General features: G+C 70.8%; 15 protein-coding genes. 12 read left to right on the top strand and 3 right to left on the bottom strand.

All coding sequences use genetic code 11. The features are described from left to right. Positions 1-944: PucR family transcriptional regulator ligand-binding domain-containing protein (locus AB0J52_RS08230; protein WP_500180868.1), on the bottom strand; the 944-nt coding region annotated here is incomplete at its 3' end. 339 nt (positions 945-1,283) lie between these two features. On the opposite strand from AB0J52_RS08230, the gene AB0J52_RS08225 reads away from it, so the two are divergent. From AB0J52_RS08225 to alc, 12 genes are all read left to right on the top strand, one after another. Beyond that, positions 1,284-1,637 (top strand): effector-associated constant component EACC1, encoded by a 354-nt coding sequence (locus AB0J52_RS08225; RefSeq protein WP_500180867.1) that lies wholly within the window; start codon positions 1,284-1,286, stop codon positions 1,635-1,637. Then, positions 1,627-3,252: a caspase, EACC1-associated type gene (locus AB0J52_RS08220; protein WP_500180866.1), complete on the top strand. Its 1,626-nt coding sequence runs from the start codon at positions 1,627-1,629 to the stop codon at positions 3,250-3,252. Before AB0J52_RS08225 ends, AB0J52_RS08220 begins: the two co-directional genes overlap by 11 nt. 611 nt (positions 3,253-3,863) lie before the next feature. Then, positions 3,864-4,361 carry a 2-oxo-4-hydroxy-4-carboxy-5-ureidoimidazoline decarboxylase gene (gene uraD, locus AB0J52_RS08215; protein ID WP_500180865.1) on the top strand — a complete coding sequence of 166 codons (498 nt, stop codon included), beginning with the start codon at positions 3,864-3,866 and terminating at the stop codon, positions 4,359-4,361. Then, positions 4,362-4,676: a hydroxyisourate hydrolase gene (gene uraH, locus AB0J52_RS08210; RefSeq protein WP_500180864.1), complete on the top strand. Its 315-nt coding sequence runs from the start codon at positions 4,362-4,364 to the stop codon at positions 4,674-4,676. Positions 4,677-4,679: 3 nt separating this feature from the next. Then, complete coding sequence (gene pucL, locus AB0J52_RS08205) at positions 4,680-5,573, top strand: factor-independent urate hydroxylase (protein WP_500180863.1); 894 nt, start codon at positions 4,680-4,682, stop codon at positions 5,571-5,573. Between the two features lie 13 nt (positions 5,574-5,586). Beyond that, the gene (locus tag AB0J52_RS08200) at positions 5,587-6,468 is read left to right on the top strand and encodes an FAD binding domain-containing protein (RefSeq protein WP_500180862.1); all 882 of its coding nucleotides are present in this window, start codon (positions 5,587-5,589) and stop codon (positions 6,466-6,468) included. Beyond that, a complete protein-coding gene (locus tag AB0J52_RS08195) occupies positions 6,468-6,944 on the top strand; it encodes a (2Fe-2S)-binding protein (RefSeq protein ID WP_500180870.1) in 477 nt (158 codons plus the stop codon). The genes AB0J52_RS08200 and AB0J52_RS08195 overlap by 1 nt, the downstream gene beginning before the upstream one ends. An 89-nt stretch (positions 6,945-7,033) precedes the next feature. Further along, positions 7,034-8,383 (top strand): 8-oxoguanine deaminase, encoded by a 1,350-nt coding sequence (locus AB0J52_RS08190; RefSeq protein WP_500180869.1) that lies wholly within the window; start codon positions 7,034-7,036, stop codon positions 8,381-8,383. 2 nt (positions 8,384-8,385) lie between these two features. Continuing rightward, entirely contained in the window at positions 8,386-10,689 is a 2,304-nt protein-coding gene (gene pucD, locus AB0J52_RS08185) for a xanthine dehydrogenase subunit D (RefSeq protein WP_500180861.1), read from the top strand. 31 nt (positions 10,690-10,720) lie between these two features. Next, entirely contained in the window at positions 10,721-11,902 is a 1,182-nt protein-coding gene (locus tag AB0J52_RS08180) for a glycerate kinase (protein ID WP_500180860.1), read from the top strand. Positions 11,903-11,978: 76 nt separating this feature from the next. Next, entirely contained in the window at positions 11,979-13,340 is a 1,362-nt protein-coding gene (allB, locus tag AB0J52_RS08175) for an allantoinase AllB (protein WP_500180859.1), read from the top strand. Positions 13,341-13,372: 32 nt separating this feature from the next. After that, positions 13,373-14,380 carry an allantoicase gene (gene alc / locus AB0J52_RS08170; RefSeq protein ID WP_500180858.1) on the top strand — a complete coding sequence of 336 codons (1,008 nt, stop codon included), beginning with the start codon at positions 13,373-13,375 and terminating at the stop codon, positions 14,378-14,380. A 44-nt stretch (positions 14,381-14,424) separates the two neighbouring features. Here the strand turns inward: alc and AB0J52_RS08165 are convergent, their stop codons facing one another. After that, positions 14,425-14,901, bottom strand: coding sequence for a carboxymuconolactone decarboxylase family protein (locus AB0J52_RS08165; protein ID WP_500180857.1), 477 nt, complete (start codon positions 14,899-14,901; stop codon positions 14,425-14,427). Between the two features lie 132 nt (positions 14,902-15,033). Further along, on the bottom strand, positions 15,034-15,579 hold a 546-nt coding region (locus AB0J52_RS08160; protein WP_500180856.1), incomplete at its 5' end, for a hypothetical protein.

Below are 15,579 nucleotides of genomic sequence, written 5' to 3'. Positions count from 1 at the left end.
GACAGCGTGTCCGGGGGAGTGGCCCGCGCGTCGCAGGACACGGCCGACACGGCGGCGAACGAGGCCGAGATGTCCAGCCCGGTGAGCTCCAGCCGGGGGACGGTCTCGTCCGCTGCTGCTCCGGCCGCCACCAGCCGGACGAGTTCCCCGGTCAGCCGTCCCTCGACGCTGAGCCGGTCGTCCAGGCGGGCCCGTTCCAGCGCGGCGATCGCGGTCAGCTCGGAGACCAGCGCGTGCCGTTCGGCGGGCCAGTCCGCCGCGTCGCCCGCGCAGGCCAGGAACCAGTCCGCGACGCGCGCGGTGGTGTCCGGCGCGACGGGGAAGAGGGAGACGTCCGGGGAGGTCAGCCGGTGCGGCAGGCGGGGAGCGGTGAGGAACTCCCGCGCGAGGGCGCGCGGGTCGTCGGGGGGCTCGGAGCCCGCGACGACGCGTCCGGTGGGGGTGAGGACCCAGCAGCGCATCCCGAGGTCGCGGCCGACCAGCTCCAGCACGGGCCCGAGACCCGCGCCCTCGGTGACGCCCGCGACCAGCCGCCGGTGCCGGTCCAGGACGGCGGTGAGGTCGGCGGCCCGCGCGCCCGACAGCCGCCGGACGACCTGCTCGGTAACGGTCGCGAACGCCACGTCTTCCGGCACCCGGAACAGCGGGATGCGGTGCCGCGCGCACGCCTCGGCCAGGTCGTCCGGGAGCGTCCCGCCGACCGCGTCCCAGGCGGCGAGCGCCGACACCCCGGCCCGCGCGAGCGCCCGGACGAACACCTCCGAGTCGTCCGGGGCGGTCCGCCAGACGAGCCCGCTCAGCACCAGCTCGCGGCCGCTCAGGTAGCGGCCGGGGTCGAGCAGGTCGGTCGTGACCACCCAGCGGATCACCCGGTCCAGCTCGTCCTCGCCGGTGACCAGCTCCAACCGGAGGTCGGGCATCGCGAGGAGGGATCGCAGCCTCATAGCGCCGAAGCTAACCCACGACTCTGACCAGCGGAGGCGGGGCAGCCGGAGACCACAACTGCTTTCGCCGCTACAGGATCGCAACTACAGGCTAAAACGAAGCTACTGGTCAGCCAATCTTCACCGACCTGTGGAAAGGTCCGATAGAAGCTGGGACTGTTCCGCAACCGGCAAGGGCGGCAGAGAAAAGATGCCCGATTGTGCGGTACGTCCTCGCTTGAGTTGTCTGTGCCCTTTGGTGGTATCGGCGGACATGGCACGTTTGCAGGGGTATTGCCGAAAGTGCCGCAAATGCTCTACTCTTGACTGCCTGCAGTGTCAACTGTCCGGGAGGTTAATATGATCATAAATATTTCGGTTGGCCAGCCTGCCACGGAAGAAGACCTGGCTTCTCTGTATGATTGGCTGACCCGTGAATCAGATATTCGACAGAACTCTCAAGTCAAGTTGCAACACAAGGACGTAGCCGAAGGGGAGATGGGCACCACCCTAGATATCATTACTCTCTTCGTTACCGGAACTCTGGCGTTCCCGAGTTTTGCAGAGACCATTATGAATTGGAAGGAAGGACGACGTCGAGACTTCCCCATTCTGGTTGAGGTCAACAATAAAAAGGTTGTCATTCCTGAAGGTACGGAGGAATTGGCGGAGCGGATTGTTCGGCAGCTGAGCGAGGCAGCCGATGCTTCCTGACCCTCAGTCTTCTCGGGTAGTTTTGATTGGAACTAGTTTCTACAAAAACTACCCAGATTTGCCTGCGGTTCGCAACAATATTGAGCAGCTAAGCGCGTTGTTGCAAGACAGGCAGGTTTTGGGAATTCCGCCCGAGTATTGCGAAGTGGTTAGCAACCCAACGATAGTCGATGACTTGGTTGACCCGATCGTGGAGGCGGCCGAAGCGGCTACCGATCTGCTGCTTGTATACTTTGCGGGTCATGGGTTTTGGCACCACAGTACAAGTGACCTCTACTTGGGCTTGGTGGGCTCCAAAAAAGGGTTAATGCACAAATCGGTCAATTATGACTACGTGCGTGAGGCGCTGCAGGCTACCTCGGCGAAACGAGTCATCGTTATCCTGGACTGCTGCCACAGTGGTCTTGCATTGAACCACATGGGCGATGAAGATGAGACTGGGCCCTTGGCCGATCATGCAAGGGTGACAGGAACTTGCCTTCTCGTGGCCACTGCCGAGAATAAGAAAGCCAGGGCGGGAGATGATGTGACCGCCTTTAGTGGCGAGCTCATAAAGCTCATCCGCGATGGTATTCCCGAGCAGGGGCCGTATCTGACCGTGAGCGCTTTGTTTGGCGCGGCTCGCACGTCTCTTGAAGAGCAAGGTCTGCCGCGCCCGCAGATCCGTGAGCGTGACTATGGAGCAAGCCTGACCCTCTTTAAGAACCTGGCATACGCTGCAGCCAATAAAAAGGAGGTGTATGGGGATACAGCCTTGCGTAAAGCAGGTCCTATATATCTTGACCGTCGCGCACTACATGACGATGGCGTCCACCGTCCGCTGCAAGCAGGCATCTGCGGCACGGTAGCTAAGGGCGGTGCGGAGTCAATCGTTGTTTCGGGCGGATATAAAGACGATAGGGACTACGGCGATATTATTATTTATACTGGTCACGGGGGGCGCGATCCGGAAACCGGCGCTCAAGTGCGGGATCAAACGCTCGCAGATTCAGGAAATGCTGCACTGGTCAAGAGTTTGGTCTCGCAACTGCCTGTACGGGTAGTGCGGGGCGCCGGTGGTAACCCGGAATATGCACCGGAGAGCGGATACCGGTATGATGGCCTTTATTATGTGAAGGACGCTTGGCGCAAGCCGGGCGAAGACGGTCCTTGGGTTTGGCAGTTTCGGCTGGAGAGAGATGGCGGCGTATCCTGGCTGTCTGATCGAGACCATCGTAGCTCTGAATCTGACTCAGGGCATTGGCAACATTTTGGCTTCGGACAGTACTCCGACCGCTTGCTTGCGCATGAATTGCAGGTAATTTATAAGTTTGAGTGCCAGATCTGCGGCGAGACACTCTTCGGTCCCGGCAAGATACCCTTTGCGTCAACTGTTCATATACGCGGCCTGGGCATCCCTCATCGCGGAACTGATTCGCACGGTAATATGCTCTGCCTGTGTCTTAATCACGCAGCCCTTTTTCGGTCTGGCGCCATTACGGTCGACGATAAATTCACGGCCATCGATGAATCGGATGGAGAGGAAATAGGGCCAATAAAGGTCAAACATTACATCGATCCAGAAAATTTGATCTATCATCGTTCTTTGCATCATATTATTCACCCTTCGCCTTGAAGCTATCGTATGGCACCTTGGTGAGAAAATGGCAAGCTTGCATCGTCGCTCCAAATGTGAAGCGAACGCTCTTCCCCGTCGCGGCGGCGAAGAGGTCGGGGCCGGTGCGTAGCTCACGGCGGGCGCTCAGCGCTTCTGGTGGGTATGGGACGGGGATTAGCGGGGGCTGTTGCGTCGCTCGGCCAGCTCGTTTAGCCCTGCCCCCCTTTGTCGGCCCCCGGGGTGTGCGCACTGTCGTGAGACGCCAACTCACCTACGACATGAGCGACGGCCACCCTTCCCCCGAGACGCGACGAGCCAACAGGCCCAGCAGGCATGGCCATGGAACGTCAGGCGTACGTTAGCGTGCCCCGCTGAGACCTCCGAGTACTGGTGAAGCGTGCAACCTTCACTACGCCCGGAGGTCTTCTTGTTGATCAACTCCTACCGTCAGCTGTCACGAGATCATGGCTCAGTACGCCTAGCTCGGCCACGTGTACGGGGCGTGAGGGAGATTGGAGCAATGTACGAAATGCGGGCTGTGGGCGGGGGTGGAGTTCGGACGTCTTGTGGGTCGACCCGGCGGGCGGGTGGTGTGTGTACTCGGGGAGATCGTCGGAAGAGGGGGCCGGGTGCTGGACCGGTTGAACGCGCTGCCGCCGGACGAGGCGGAGGCGGAGCTGCTGGCCTGCTGCGCCTCGCGGCGGTGGGCGGCCGAGGTCGCCGCCGGACGGCCCTACGCCGGTCCCGCCGAGCTGGCGGCGGCGTCCGCCAAGGCCCTGGAGGGTCTCGACTGGCCGGACGTGCTGGAGGCGCTCGACGCGCACCCCCGGATCGGCGAGCGGCCGGAGGGCGGCGGCCGGGAGGCGCGCTGGTCACGGGACGAGCAGTCCGGGGCCGCGACCGGCGGGGACGAAGTGGGCCGCGCGCTGGTCGAGGGCAACCTCGCCTACGAACGGCGGTTCGGGCACGTGTTCCTCATCTGCGCGACAGGGAAGAGCGCGGAGGAGGTCCTCGCCGGGCTGCGCGTCCGGCTGGGGAACGACGCCGGGACCGAGCGGACGGCCGTCCGCGCCGAGCTGGCCGCGATCACCGGACTGCGGCTGGCCAAGCTGATCGAAGGGGCGTGAATGCCACTCTCCACGCACGTGCTCGACGCCGCGAAGGGACGGCCCGCGCGGGACGTCCCCGTGAGACTGGAACGCCGGGAGGACGACGGCTACCGCCAGGTCGCCGAGGCCCGCACCGACGCCGACGGCCGGGTCCGCGACTGGGGCGGCGCGGAACTGGCGAACGGGACGTACCGGCTGGTCTTCGACACCGCCGGACTGTCGGACTTCTACCCCGAGGTCGCGGTCGCGTTCGTGGTCGGCGACCCCGGACAGCACTACCACGTGCCGCTGCTGCTGAGCCCGTTCGCGTACTCGACCTACCGGGGGAGCTAGCCGATGGCCATCGTGCTCGGGCCCAACCGCTACGGGAAGGCCGAGACGCGCGTCGTCCGGGTCACCCGGGACGGCGAGAAGCACCACGTCAAGGACCTGAACGTCAGCGTCGCCCTGTCCGGCGACATGGGCGAGGTGCACCTGTCCGGCGACAACTCGGCGGTGCTCACCACGGACGCGCAGAAGAACACCGTCTTCGCGTTCGCCGGGAAGCACGGCATTGGGGAGATCGAGGAGTTCGCGCTGCTGCTCGCGCGGCACTTCGTCGACTCGCAGCCGACGATCCACCACGCGCGGGTCGAGATCGGGGAGTACGCCTGGGAGCGCATCGCCGGAGAGGACGGCTCGTCCGGGCGGCCGCACTCGTTCGTCCGGAACGGCGGCGAGACGCGCACCTGCCTCGTCCACAGCGACGGCACGGGCGGCGGCGAGTCGGTCGTGTCCGGGCTGACGGACCTGGTCGTCATGAACACCACCGGCAGCGAGTTCCACGGCTTCATCAAGGACGAGTACACGACCCTCGCCGAGACCGACGACCGGATCCTCGCGACCGCCGTCACCGCCCGGTGGCGGCACCGGGACGTCGGTGACGAAACGGACTGGGGGACGTCTTACCGGAAGGCCAGAGAACACCTGCTCGACGCGTTCGCCGGAACGCACTCCCTGTCGCTCCAGCAGACGCTGTACGCGATGGGACGCCGGGTGCTGGCCGAGTGCCCCGAGGTCTGCGAGGTGCGGCTGGCCATGCCGAACAAGCACCATTTCGCCGTCGACCTCTCGCCCTTCGGGCTGGACAACCCGAACGAGGTGTTCCACGCCGCCGACCGGCCGTACGGCCTGATCGAGGGGACGGTCACCGACGACGGCGGCCCGCCCCCCGGCCCGGCCTGGGAGTGAGAGGCTGGTGGACATGGACTTCCTGCGCCCCCTGACCTGGGCGGACGCGCTCGCCGCCAAGGCCGCGCGGCCCGGCGCGGTGCCCCTGCAGGGCGGCACCGACGTCATGGTCGAGATCAACTTCGGGTCGGCCGCGCGGCGGCCGGAGGCGCTGCTCGACCTCACGCCGGTCCGCGAGCTGGCCGCGCACGAGACGCTGCCGGACGGCACGCTCCGGGTCGGCGCGGGCGTCCCGTACGTCCGGCTGATCGGCGAGCTGGGGGACCGGCTGCCGGGCCTCGCGCAGGCGTCCCGGACGGTCGGCTCGCCGCAGATCCGCAACCGGGGCACGGCCGGCGGCAACCTCGGCGCGGCCTCGCCGGCCGGGGACTGCCATCCGCCGCTGCTCGCCTGCGGCGCGGTCGTCGAGGCCGAGTCCGCCGCGCGCGGCACCCGGCTGATCCCGGCCGCCGACTTCTACACCGGCGTGAAGCGCAACGCGCTGGAGCCGGACGAGCTGATCCGCGCGATCCGGATCGCCCCAGCTTCCGGGCCGCAGTACTTCGCCAAGATCGGCACCCGGAACGCGATGGTGATCGCGGTCTGCTCGTTCGCGATCGCGCTGCATCCGGACGAGCGCCGGGTCGGAACCGGCGTCGGGTCCGCCGCGCCGACGCCGCGCCGCGCCACGGCCGCCGAGGAGTACCTGTCCGCCGAGCTGGACTGGGAGGGCCGGGGCCCATTGCCGGACGCGGTCGCGGGGCGGTTCGGCGAGCTCGTCCGGGACGCGGCCGCGCCGATCGACGACGTGCGCGGCACCGCCGACTACCGCAGGCACGCCCTCGCCGTGCTGGCCCGCCGCACGCTGACCTGGGCCTGGAACGACCACCGCGCGGCCGGGAAGGAGGCTTCGTGATGCGCGTGAACGTCACCGTCAACGGTGTGGAGCAGACCGTGGACGACGTGTGGGAGGGTGAGTCCCTGCTGTACGCGTTGCGCGAGCGGCTGGGCCTGCCGGGCTCGAAGAACGCCTGTGAGCAGGGCGAATGCGGCTCCTGCACGGTGTACCTGGACGGCGTCCCGGTGTGCTCGTGCCTGGTCGCCGCCGGGCAGGCCGAGGGCCGCGAGGTCCGGACCGTCGAGGGGCTGCCGGCGGGGCGGGGCGAGCTGGACGCCGTCCAGCAGGCGTTCGTGGAGGCGGGCGCGGTGCAGTGCGGCTTCTGCACGCCGGGCCTGGTCGTCCAGTCGCACGACCTGATCGAGCGGGTGCCCGACCCGTCCGACGCGGAGATTCGCGAGGCGCTCGCCGGGAACCTCTGCCGCTGCACCGGCTACGAGAAGATCCTCGACGCCGTCAGGCTGGCCGCGAGAAGGAAGGCTCAGAACCCGTGACCGTCCCCTCAGAACCGGCCGGCGTCCCCGCGCCGCGCACGGCCGCCGCCCCCGCGAGCGGAACCGCCCCGGCGGGTCCCGTCGTGGTCATCGAGAACGCGCACGTCGTGACCGTCTCCGGCGCGGAGCACCCCGGCGGCCACCTCGTCATCGAGGGCGACCGGATCACCGCCGTCGGTCCGGGCCCCGCGCCCCGGCCCGCCGGGTCCGGAGCCGTCGAGCGGATCGACGGGACGGGCTGCCTCGCCACGCCCGGCCTGGTCAACACCCACCACCACCTGTACCAGTGGGCGTCGCAGGGCCTCGCCGTGGACAGCACGCTCTTCGACTGGCTCGTGGCGTCCTACCCGGTCTGGGCGCGGATGGACGCGGAGGTCGTCGCGGGCGCGGCGTCCGCCGGACTCGGCTGGCTGGCGATGTCGGGCTGCACGACGTCCACCGACCACCACTACATCTTCCCCAAAGGACGCGGCGACCTGTTCGCGGCCGAGATCGAGGCGGCGCGCGAGCTCGGCATCCGTTTCCACCCCTGCCGCGGCTCGATGGACCGCGGCGTCTCCAAGGGTGGGCTGCCGCCGGACGAGGTCGTGGAGGACATCGACACCGTCCTCGCCGAGACCGAGGCCGCGATCGACCGGTACCACGACGCGTCCTTCGGGTCGATGCTGCGGATCGCGGTCGCGCCCTGCTCGCCGTTCTCGGTCACCCGCGACCTGCTCGCCCGGTCCGCCGAGCTGGCCCGCGCCAAGGGCGTCCGGCTGCACACCCACCTCGCCGAGACCCTGGACGAGGAGGAGCACACCCGCGAGCAGTTCGGCATGACCCCGGCCGAGTACATGGGCGACCTCGGCTGGCTCGGCCCGGACGTCTGGTTCGCGCACTGCGTCCACCTGCACGACACCGACATCAAGCGGTTCGCCGAGACCGGCACCGGGACCGCGCACTGCCCGTCGTCCAACGCGCGGCTCGGCTCGGGCACGGCCCGCGTCGCGGCGCTGCTGGAGGCGGGCGCGACCGTGGGGCTCGGCGTGGACGGCGCGGCGTCCGCCGAGATGGTGCCGCTCGCCGGGGAGATCCGGCAGGCGCTGTACACCCAGCGCGCCGCGCACGGCCCGGACGCGCTGACCGCCCGGCAGGCGCTGGAGATGGCGACCCTCGGCGGCGCGCGCTGCCTCGGCCGCGAGAGCGAGATCGGCTCCCTGGAGCCGGGGAAGCTCGCCGACGTCGCGCTGTGGCGGGTGGACGGCTTCCACGCGGCGGTCGACGATCCCGTGGTCGCGCTGTCCTTCGGGCGGACCCCGCCGCTGGAACGGCTGCTCGTCGGCGGCCGGACGGTCGTGCGCGGCGACACGCTCGTCTCCGTCCCGCAGGACGAGGTGGGACGCCGGGGCGCCGCCGCCCACCGCCGCCTGATGCGGCTGGCCGAGGAGGTCCGGTAGCCGTGGCCGCTCCGATCGAGTCGCGGGGGCACCTCTCGACCCCAGTGCGGGGCGGCGTCGGCGACAGCCCGGTCCGCCCGGACGGCGCGCTCAAGGTCTCGGGCGAGTTCGCGTTCGCGTCCGACCTCGGGATCGACGGGATGCTGTGGGGCGCGACGCTGCGCAGCCCGCATCCGCGCGCCCGCATCGTGTCGCTCGACATCGGGTCCGCGCTGGCGGTGCCGGGCGTCCGGGCCGTCCTCACCCACGAGGACGTGCCGGGCGACAGGTTCTTCGGCATCGACGGGCTGGCCGACCAGCCGGTCCTCGCGATCGACCAGGTCCGGCACCAGGGCGAGCCGATCGCGCTGGCCGCGGCCGACCATCCGGAGACGGCGCGGCGCGCGCTCGCGGCGATCGCGGTCGAGTTCGAGGTGCTGGAGCCGGTCACCGACGTCCGGGCGGTGCTCGCCGACCCGGACGGGAACCGGGTCCAGCCGCTCGGCGGCGTCACGCGGTACCAGCCCGTCCGGGTCGGGGACGTGGACGCGGCGCGGGCGCGCGCCGAGGTCGTCGTCTCCGGCGAGTTCGAGGTCGGCATGCAGGACCAGGCGTTCCTCGGCCCGGAGGCCGGCCTCGCGATCCCGTCCGAGGACGGCGGGATCGACCTGTTCGTCTCCACCCAGTGGCTGCACAACGACCTCAAGCAGATCGCGCCCTGCCTCGGGCTGCCCGAGGACAGGGTCCACATGACGCTCGCGGGCGTCGGCGGCGCGTTCGGCGGCCGCGAGGACCTGTCCATGCAGATCCACGCGGGCATGCTGGCGCTGCACACCGGCCGGCCCGTGAAGATGTCCTACAACCGGTACGAGTCGTTCTTCGGGCACGTCCACCGGCACCCGGCGTCGATGCGCTACGAGTACGGGGCCACGGCGGGCGGACGGCTCGTCTACGCGGACGTCGAGATCGTCCTGGACGGCGGCGCGTACACCTCGTCCACGCTCAACGTCACGGGCAACGCGGCGTCCCTCGGCGTCGGCCCGTACGAGATCCCCAACATCCGCATCGACGCGTACGGGGTGTACACCAACAACCCGCCGTGCGGGGCGATGCGCGGGTTCGGCGCGGTGCAGGCGTGCTTCGCCTACGAGGCGATGATGGACAAGGTCGCCGCGGCCTGCGGGCTGCCGCCGCTGGAGGTGCGCCGCCGCAACGCCGTCTCCCAGGGCTCCAGGCTCGCGACCGGGCAGGTCATCGACTCGCCCGCGCCGCTCGCCGAGATGCTGACCCGGCTGGCGCGGATGCCGCTGCCGCCCGCCGCCGACACCTCCGACCTGCGCAACCTGCCCGGCGGGGTCTCCCAGACCACGCACGGCGAGGGCGTCGTGCGCGGTGTCGGGTACGGCGTCGGCATCAAGAACATCTGCTTCTCGGAGGGCTTCGACGACTACTCGACGGCGCGCGTCCGGCTGGAGGTGATCGGCGGCGCGGCGACCGCGCTCGTGCACACCGCCGCCGCCGAGGTCGGGCAGGGACTGGTGACCGTCCAGGAGCAGATCGCGCGGACCGAACTCGGCGTCGGGCGGGTGACGGTCGCGCCCGCCGACACCGGAGTCGGCGACGCGGGGTCGTCGTCGGCGTCGCGGCAGTCGTACATGTCCGGGGGTGCGGTGAAGGCCGCGTGCGAGGCCGTCCGGAGCGTCCTGCTGGAGCGGGCCGCCGAGCGGTTCGGGCACCGCGACCTGTCCCTGACGGGCGGGAAGGTCGTGTCGCGGACGGCCGGGGTGCTGGCGACGATCGAGGAGGCCCTGGGGGACGCGGTCATCGAGGAGACCCGCGAGTTCCGGCACCGGCCGACACAGAGGATGGACCCGGTCACCGGCCAGGGCGACTCCCACACGCAGCTCGCGCTGTGCGTGCACCGCGCGGTCGTGGACGTCGACACCGAACTCGGCCTGGTCAAGGTGATCGAGATGGCCGCCGTCCAGGACGTGGGGCGCATCCTCAACCGGACGGCGGTGGAGGGCCAGATCCACGGCGGCTCCGCGCAGGGCCTCGGGCTCGCCCTGATGGAGGAGATCGTGGTCGCGGACGGGCTGGTCCGGAACCCGTCGTTCACCGACTACCTGATCCCGACCATCCTCGACATGCCGCCGATGCGGCTCGACATCCTGGAGTACCCCGACCCCGCCGCGCCCTACGGGCTGCGCGGCGCGGGCGAGCCGCCCACGCTCTCGTCCACCCCGGCCATCGTCGCGGCCGTCCGCGACGCCACCGGCAAGGCCCTCACCCGGGTGCCGGTCCGTCCCGAGCACCTCGTCACGTGACCGGGTGGTGCGGGATGAAGGGGGGAGGGTGATGCGGGGCCACGTGGTGATCGCGCCGGACAAGTTCAAGGGGACGCTGACGGCGGCCGAGGCCGCCGGGCACATCGCGGCCGGGCTGCGGCGCGTCCGGCCCGGCCTCGCGCACACCCTCCTGCCCGTCGCGGACGGCGGCGACGGCACCGTGGAGGCGGCCGTCGCGGCCGGGTTCTCCCAGGTCAAGGCCGTCGTGACCGGGCCGGCGGGGGAGCCGGTCGTCGCGTCCTACGCGGTGCGCGGCACGACCGCCGTGATCGAGCTGGCCGAGGCGTCCGGGCTGCGCCGGCTGCCGGGCGGCCGGCCCGCGCCGCTGACGGCGACCAGCCGGGGCACGGGCGAGCTGGTCGACGCGGCGCTGGCCGGCGGCGCGCGGCGGATTGTCCTCGGCCTCGGCGGCTCGGCCTGCACCGACGGCGGCGCCGGGATGGCGGCGGCGCTGGGCGTCCGGTTCCTGGACGCCGCCGGGGCGGAGCTGCCGCCCGGCGGCGCGGCGCTGCGGCGGCTGGTGTCGATCGACGTCGCGGGGCTGCCGGCGCGGCTGGCGGACGTCGAGGTGGTCGTGGCGAGCGACGTGGACAGCCCGCTGCTCGGCCGGGACGGCGCGGCCGAGGTCTTCGCGCCGCAGAAGGGCGCTTCGCCGACGCAGGTCAGGGCGCTGGAACTCGGCCTCACCCGGCTGGCGTCGGTCATCGCCCTCGCCGCCGCGGACGGTGCCGCACCCGATTCGCGCGCGCCCGATCCGCGCGCGGCCGGGGCGGCGGTGGCCAGGGCGGCGGGTGCGGGCGCGGCGGGGGGCGTCGGGTTCGGGGCGATGGTGTTCCTCGGCGCGACCGTCCGCCCCGGCATCGGGTACCTGCTCGACCTGCTCGGATTCGCCGAGGCCGTGCGCGGCGCGCGGCTGGTGGTCACGGGTGAGGGTTCGCTCGATCCGCAGTCGCTGCGCGGCAAGGCCCCGGTCGGCGTCGCGGAGGCGGCGGCGCGCGAGGGCGTCGCGACGGTCGCCGTCGCCGGACGCCGCGCGCTGACCGGCGAGCAGCTCCGGAAGGCGGGACTGCGGGACGCGTTCGCGCTCACCGACATCGAACCCGATCCGCTGCGCTGCATGGCGGAGGCCGGGCCGCTGCTGGAACGCCTCACCGCCGAACGCGTCGCCCCCGCCTGGCTGCCGGACGCATGAGGCTCCGTGTGGGGGACCGCGCGCCGGAGGCTGCCCGAGAGTGGTGATTTGTCCTGAAAAGTGAGGGAGGGGCACCGTGCCGTTCGATCTGGTGATCCGGTCGCGCCGGGCCGTCCTGCCGGACGGGGAGCGGCCCGCGGCCGTCGCCGTCCGGGACGGGCGGATCGCCGCCGTCGAGGACCACGACGCCCCGCTGCGGGCCGGGATCGAGGTCGATCTCGGCGGCCTCGCGCTGCTGCCCGGCCTGGTCGACACGCACGTCCACATCAACGAGCCCGGCCGGACGGAGTGGGAGGGTTTCGCGACCGCGACGCGGGCGGCCGCGCGCGGCGGCGTCACGACGCTGGTCGACATGCCGCTCAACTCCCTGCCCCCGGTGGTCGACGTGCCCGCGCTGGAGCTGAAACGCGCGGCCGCGTCGGGCGGTGTGCACGTGGACGTCGGGTTCTGGGGCGGCGCGGTGCCCGGGAACGCGGCCGATCTGGGCCCGCTGTGGTCGGCCGGTGTGTTCGGGTTCAAGCGCTTCACGGCGGACTCGGGCGTCCCGGAGTTCCCGCCGCTGCCACCGGAGGGGATGGCCGAGGCGTTCCGCGCGATCGCCGCGCTGGACGGCCTGGTCATCGTGCACGCCGAGGACCCGTCCGCGCTGTCCGACCCCGCGTCGGGCGAGTACGCCGACTTCCTGGCGTCGCGCCCGCCCTCGGCCGAGCGGACGGCGGTCGAGCGGGTCGTCCGGCTCGTGGAGAGCACCGGCGTCCGCGCGCACATCCTGCACCTGTCGGCGGCCGACTGCCTGGAGCCGCTGGCGAAGGCCCGGGCGCGGGGCCTCCCGATCAGCGCCGAGACCTGCCCGCACTACCTGACGCTCTGCGCCGCGGACGTCCCGCCGGTGGACGCCGCCTCCCGCGAGGTTGCGCCGGGGGTCCTTGCGCCGGTGGTCGCGACGTCCTACAAGTGCTGCCCGCCCATCCGCGACGCCGCGAACCGCGACGCGCTCTGGCGGGGCCTCGCCGAAGGCGTGATCGGCTGCGTCGTCACCGACCACTCGCCCTGCGCGCCCGAACTCAAGCGCGGCGACTTCGCGACGGCGTGGGGCGGCGTCTCGTCCCTGCAACTCGGGCTGCCCGCCGTCTGGACGGCCGCCCGCGAGCGCGGGCACACGCTGCACGACATCGTCCGCTGGATGGCCGAAGGGCCGTCCGCGCTCGCCGGACTGGCGGCGCGGAAGGGCCGCATCGCCGTGGGCCGCGACGCCGACCTGGTCGCGTTCGCCGCCGACGAGCCGTTCACGGTCGTCCCCGCCGACCTCGCCCACCGCCACCCCGTGACCCCCTACGCGGGCCGCGCGCTCACCGGAGTCGTCCAGGCGACCTGGCTGCGCGGCGAGACCGTGACCGGTGCGGGGGATCCCCGGGGCGTCCTGCTGACCCGTCCCTGACCGCCGAACGGACCGCCGAACGGAGCCGTGCCGTGACCGACTTCCTCGCCCTGCCGGACCTCGCCCTGCGCACGCTCGGCGGCTCGGTGACCGCCGCGACCGACGAGTCGTTCGCGGCGAAGGAGAACCTGGTCAACCCGTGGCCGCCGGGGTTCTCGCCGCTGACCTTCGGCGCGAAGGGCCAGGAGTACGACGGCTGGGAGACCGCCCGCCGCCGCCCCGGCCCGGACGGCGGACTGGGCCACGACCACGCGCTGGTCAGGCTGGGCCTGCCAGGCGTGATCCGGGGCGTGGTGATCGACACGGCCTGGTTCAAGGGCAACTACCCGCCGTACGCCTCGGTCGAGGCATGCGCGGCGGACGGCTACCCGAGCCCGTCCGAGCTAGGGGACGCCGAGTGGACGGAGATCGTCCCCAGGAGCCCGCTGAAAGGCGATGCCGTCCACGAATTCCGGGTGGACGTCGAACGCCGTTTCACGCACGTCAGGCTGCACATGTTCCCGGACGGCGGTATCGCCCGGCTGCGTGTGCACGGCGAGGTCGTTCCGGACCCGTCCCTGCTTTCCGGCCTCACCGTCGATCTGGCCGCACTGGAGAACGGCGCACGCGTTGTCGAATGCAGCGACATGTTCTACTCGTCGCCCGACAACATGCTCTTCCCGGGTCTGGCCCGAAATCAGGCCGAAGGCTGGGAGACCGCACGCCGACGCGACGGCGGAAACGATTGGGCGGTGGTAAGACTCGCCGCCCCTGGGCGAATCCTCCTCGCCGAATTCGACACCACGAACCTCAAATTCAACGCTCCGGCCGAGGTCTCCCTTTCGGCCGGTGACGACGCGTCCACCTGGCGCGAAATTCTGCCGAGAACCCGGCTTCAGCCGGACACCCGGCACCGTTTCCGTCTCGACTCGGAACCCGAGGCGACTTACGTCCGCGTCGATATCCACCCGGACGGTGGCCTCGCGCGCCTGCGTCTCTGGGGCGTCCCAACTCCCTCCGGAGAGGCCGCCCTCCAGGCCCGCTACACGGCTCTGACCTGAGGGAATGCCCGGACCGCGATCCGGTCCGGGCGTTCCGCGCGCCCTCAGTACCCGAACTGGCCCGGCTTGTAGTCGCCGCCCGGCTGCTTGTTGATGACGCCCATCCGGTTGCTGGCATTGATGAGCGAGATCACCACCAGCAGGTCGGCGAGCTGGGCCTCGTCATAATGCGCGGCGGCGTTGTTCCAGACTTCGTCGGAAACACCGCGCCCGTCGACGATCCGCGTTCCCTCCTCGGCCAGTTCCAGGGCGGCGCGCTCGGCATCGGTGAAGACGTTCGACTCGCGCCACGCCGCGACGAGGTTGATGCGCGTGGCGTCCTCTCCGCCGTGCGCGAGGTCCTTGCTGTGGACGTCGGTGCAGTAGCCGCATCCGTTGATCTGGGAGGCCCGCAGCATCACCAGGTCCCGGGTGGACGCCGGCAGGGTCGACTCCTTGATGATGGCCATGCTCGCCGAGGCGAAGTGCTTCAGCGCCTTGGCGGCGGCCGGGGTCCCGAACAGATTCAACCGAGCGCTCATGGTGTACTCCCTGGTCTCTGACAACAGATCGCCATAAAGACGCCGGCTTCCCGAATCCTGTGACAGGCGTCCAATGTGATCCACGTCATGCGGGAGTGCCGGGGGCCCGTGGACGCTCCCGGCGGCGACTCGTCAGGCCTTGCGCTCGTCTTCCTTGGCGGCCGACAGCGCCTCGGCGATGGGGCTCAGAGGGACCGCGGCCGACTGCTCGGACTTCTGGTCGGACGGCTTGGCGGCGGTCAGCGATTCGGCGACCGAGACGGGCGGAACCCAGCCTGGCTCGGGAGCCGGCGGCATGGCCGGCAGGGACGGCTTCGCCGGTGCGGCCAGTTTCGGCGCGGCCAGGTTCGGGGCGGTGGCGGACGGCCTGGGCTTGCCGTCGCTCCCCGGCGTCAGGATGCGGGGCTCCCGCTCGGGGATGAGGCCGGGAGCCGGTTTGATCGCGGGCGACGGGACGTCCATCTTCCGCCGGGCGCCCTTCCGCGAACGCGAACGCGAACCGGACCCGCCGCCGCGCCCGCCGCCCATGCCGCCCATCGGAATCCCGATCATCGGGACGAAGGTCTGGTTCTGCTGCGTGGTGGGGTGCTGCTGCGCGGACGCGTCGTCCTCGCCGTTCTTGGACGGGTCGGACGCCGAGCCTGCGGACGCCGAGCCGGCGGACGTCGGGTCCGCGGA

Source organism: Spirillospora sp. NPDC049652 (assembly GCF_040675125.1).
In the GTDB taxonomy this organism is placed as follows: Bacteria; Actinomycetota; Actinomycetes; order Streptosporangiales; family Streptosporangiaceae; genus Spirillospora.
Note: the sequence above shows the minus strand (reverse complement) of the source record. Positions and strands in the feature narration are given on the sequence as shown.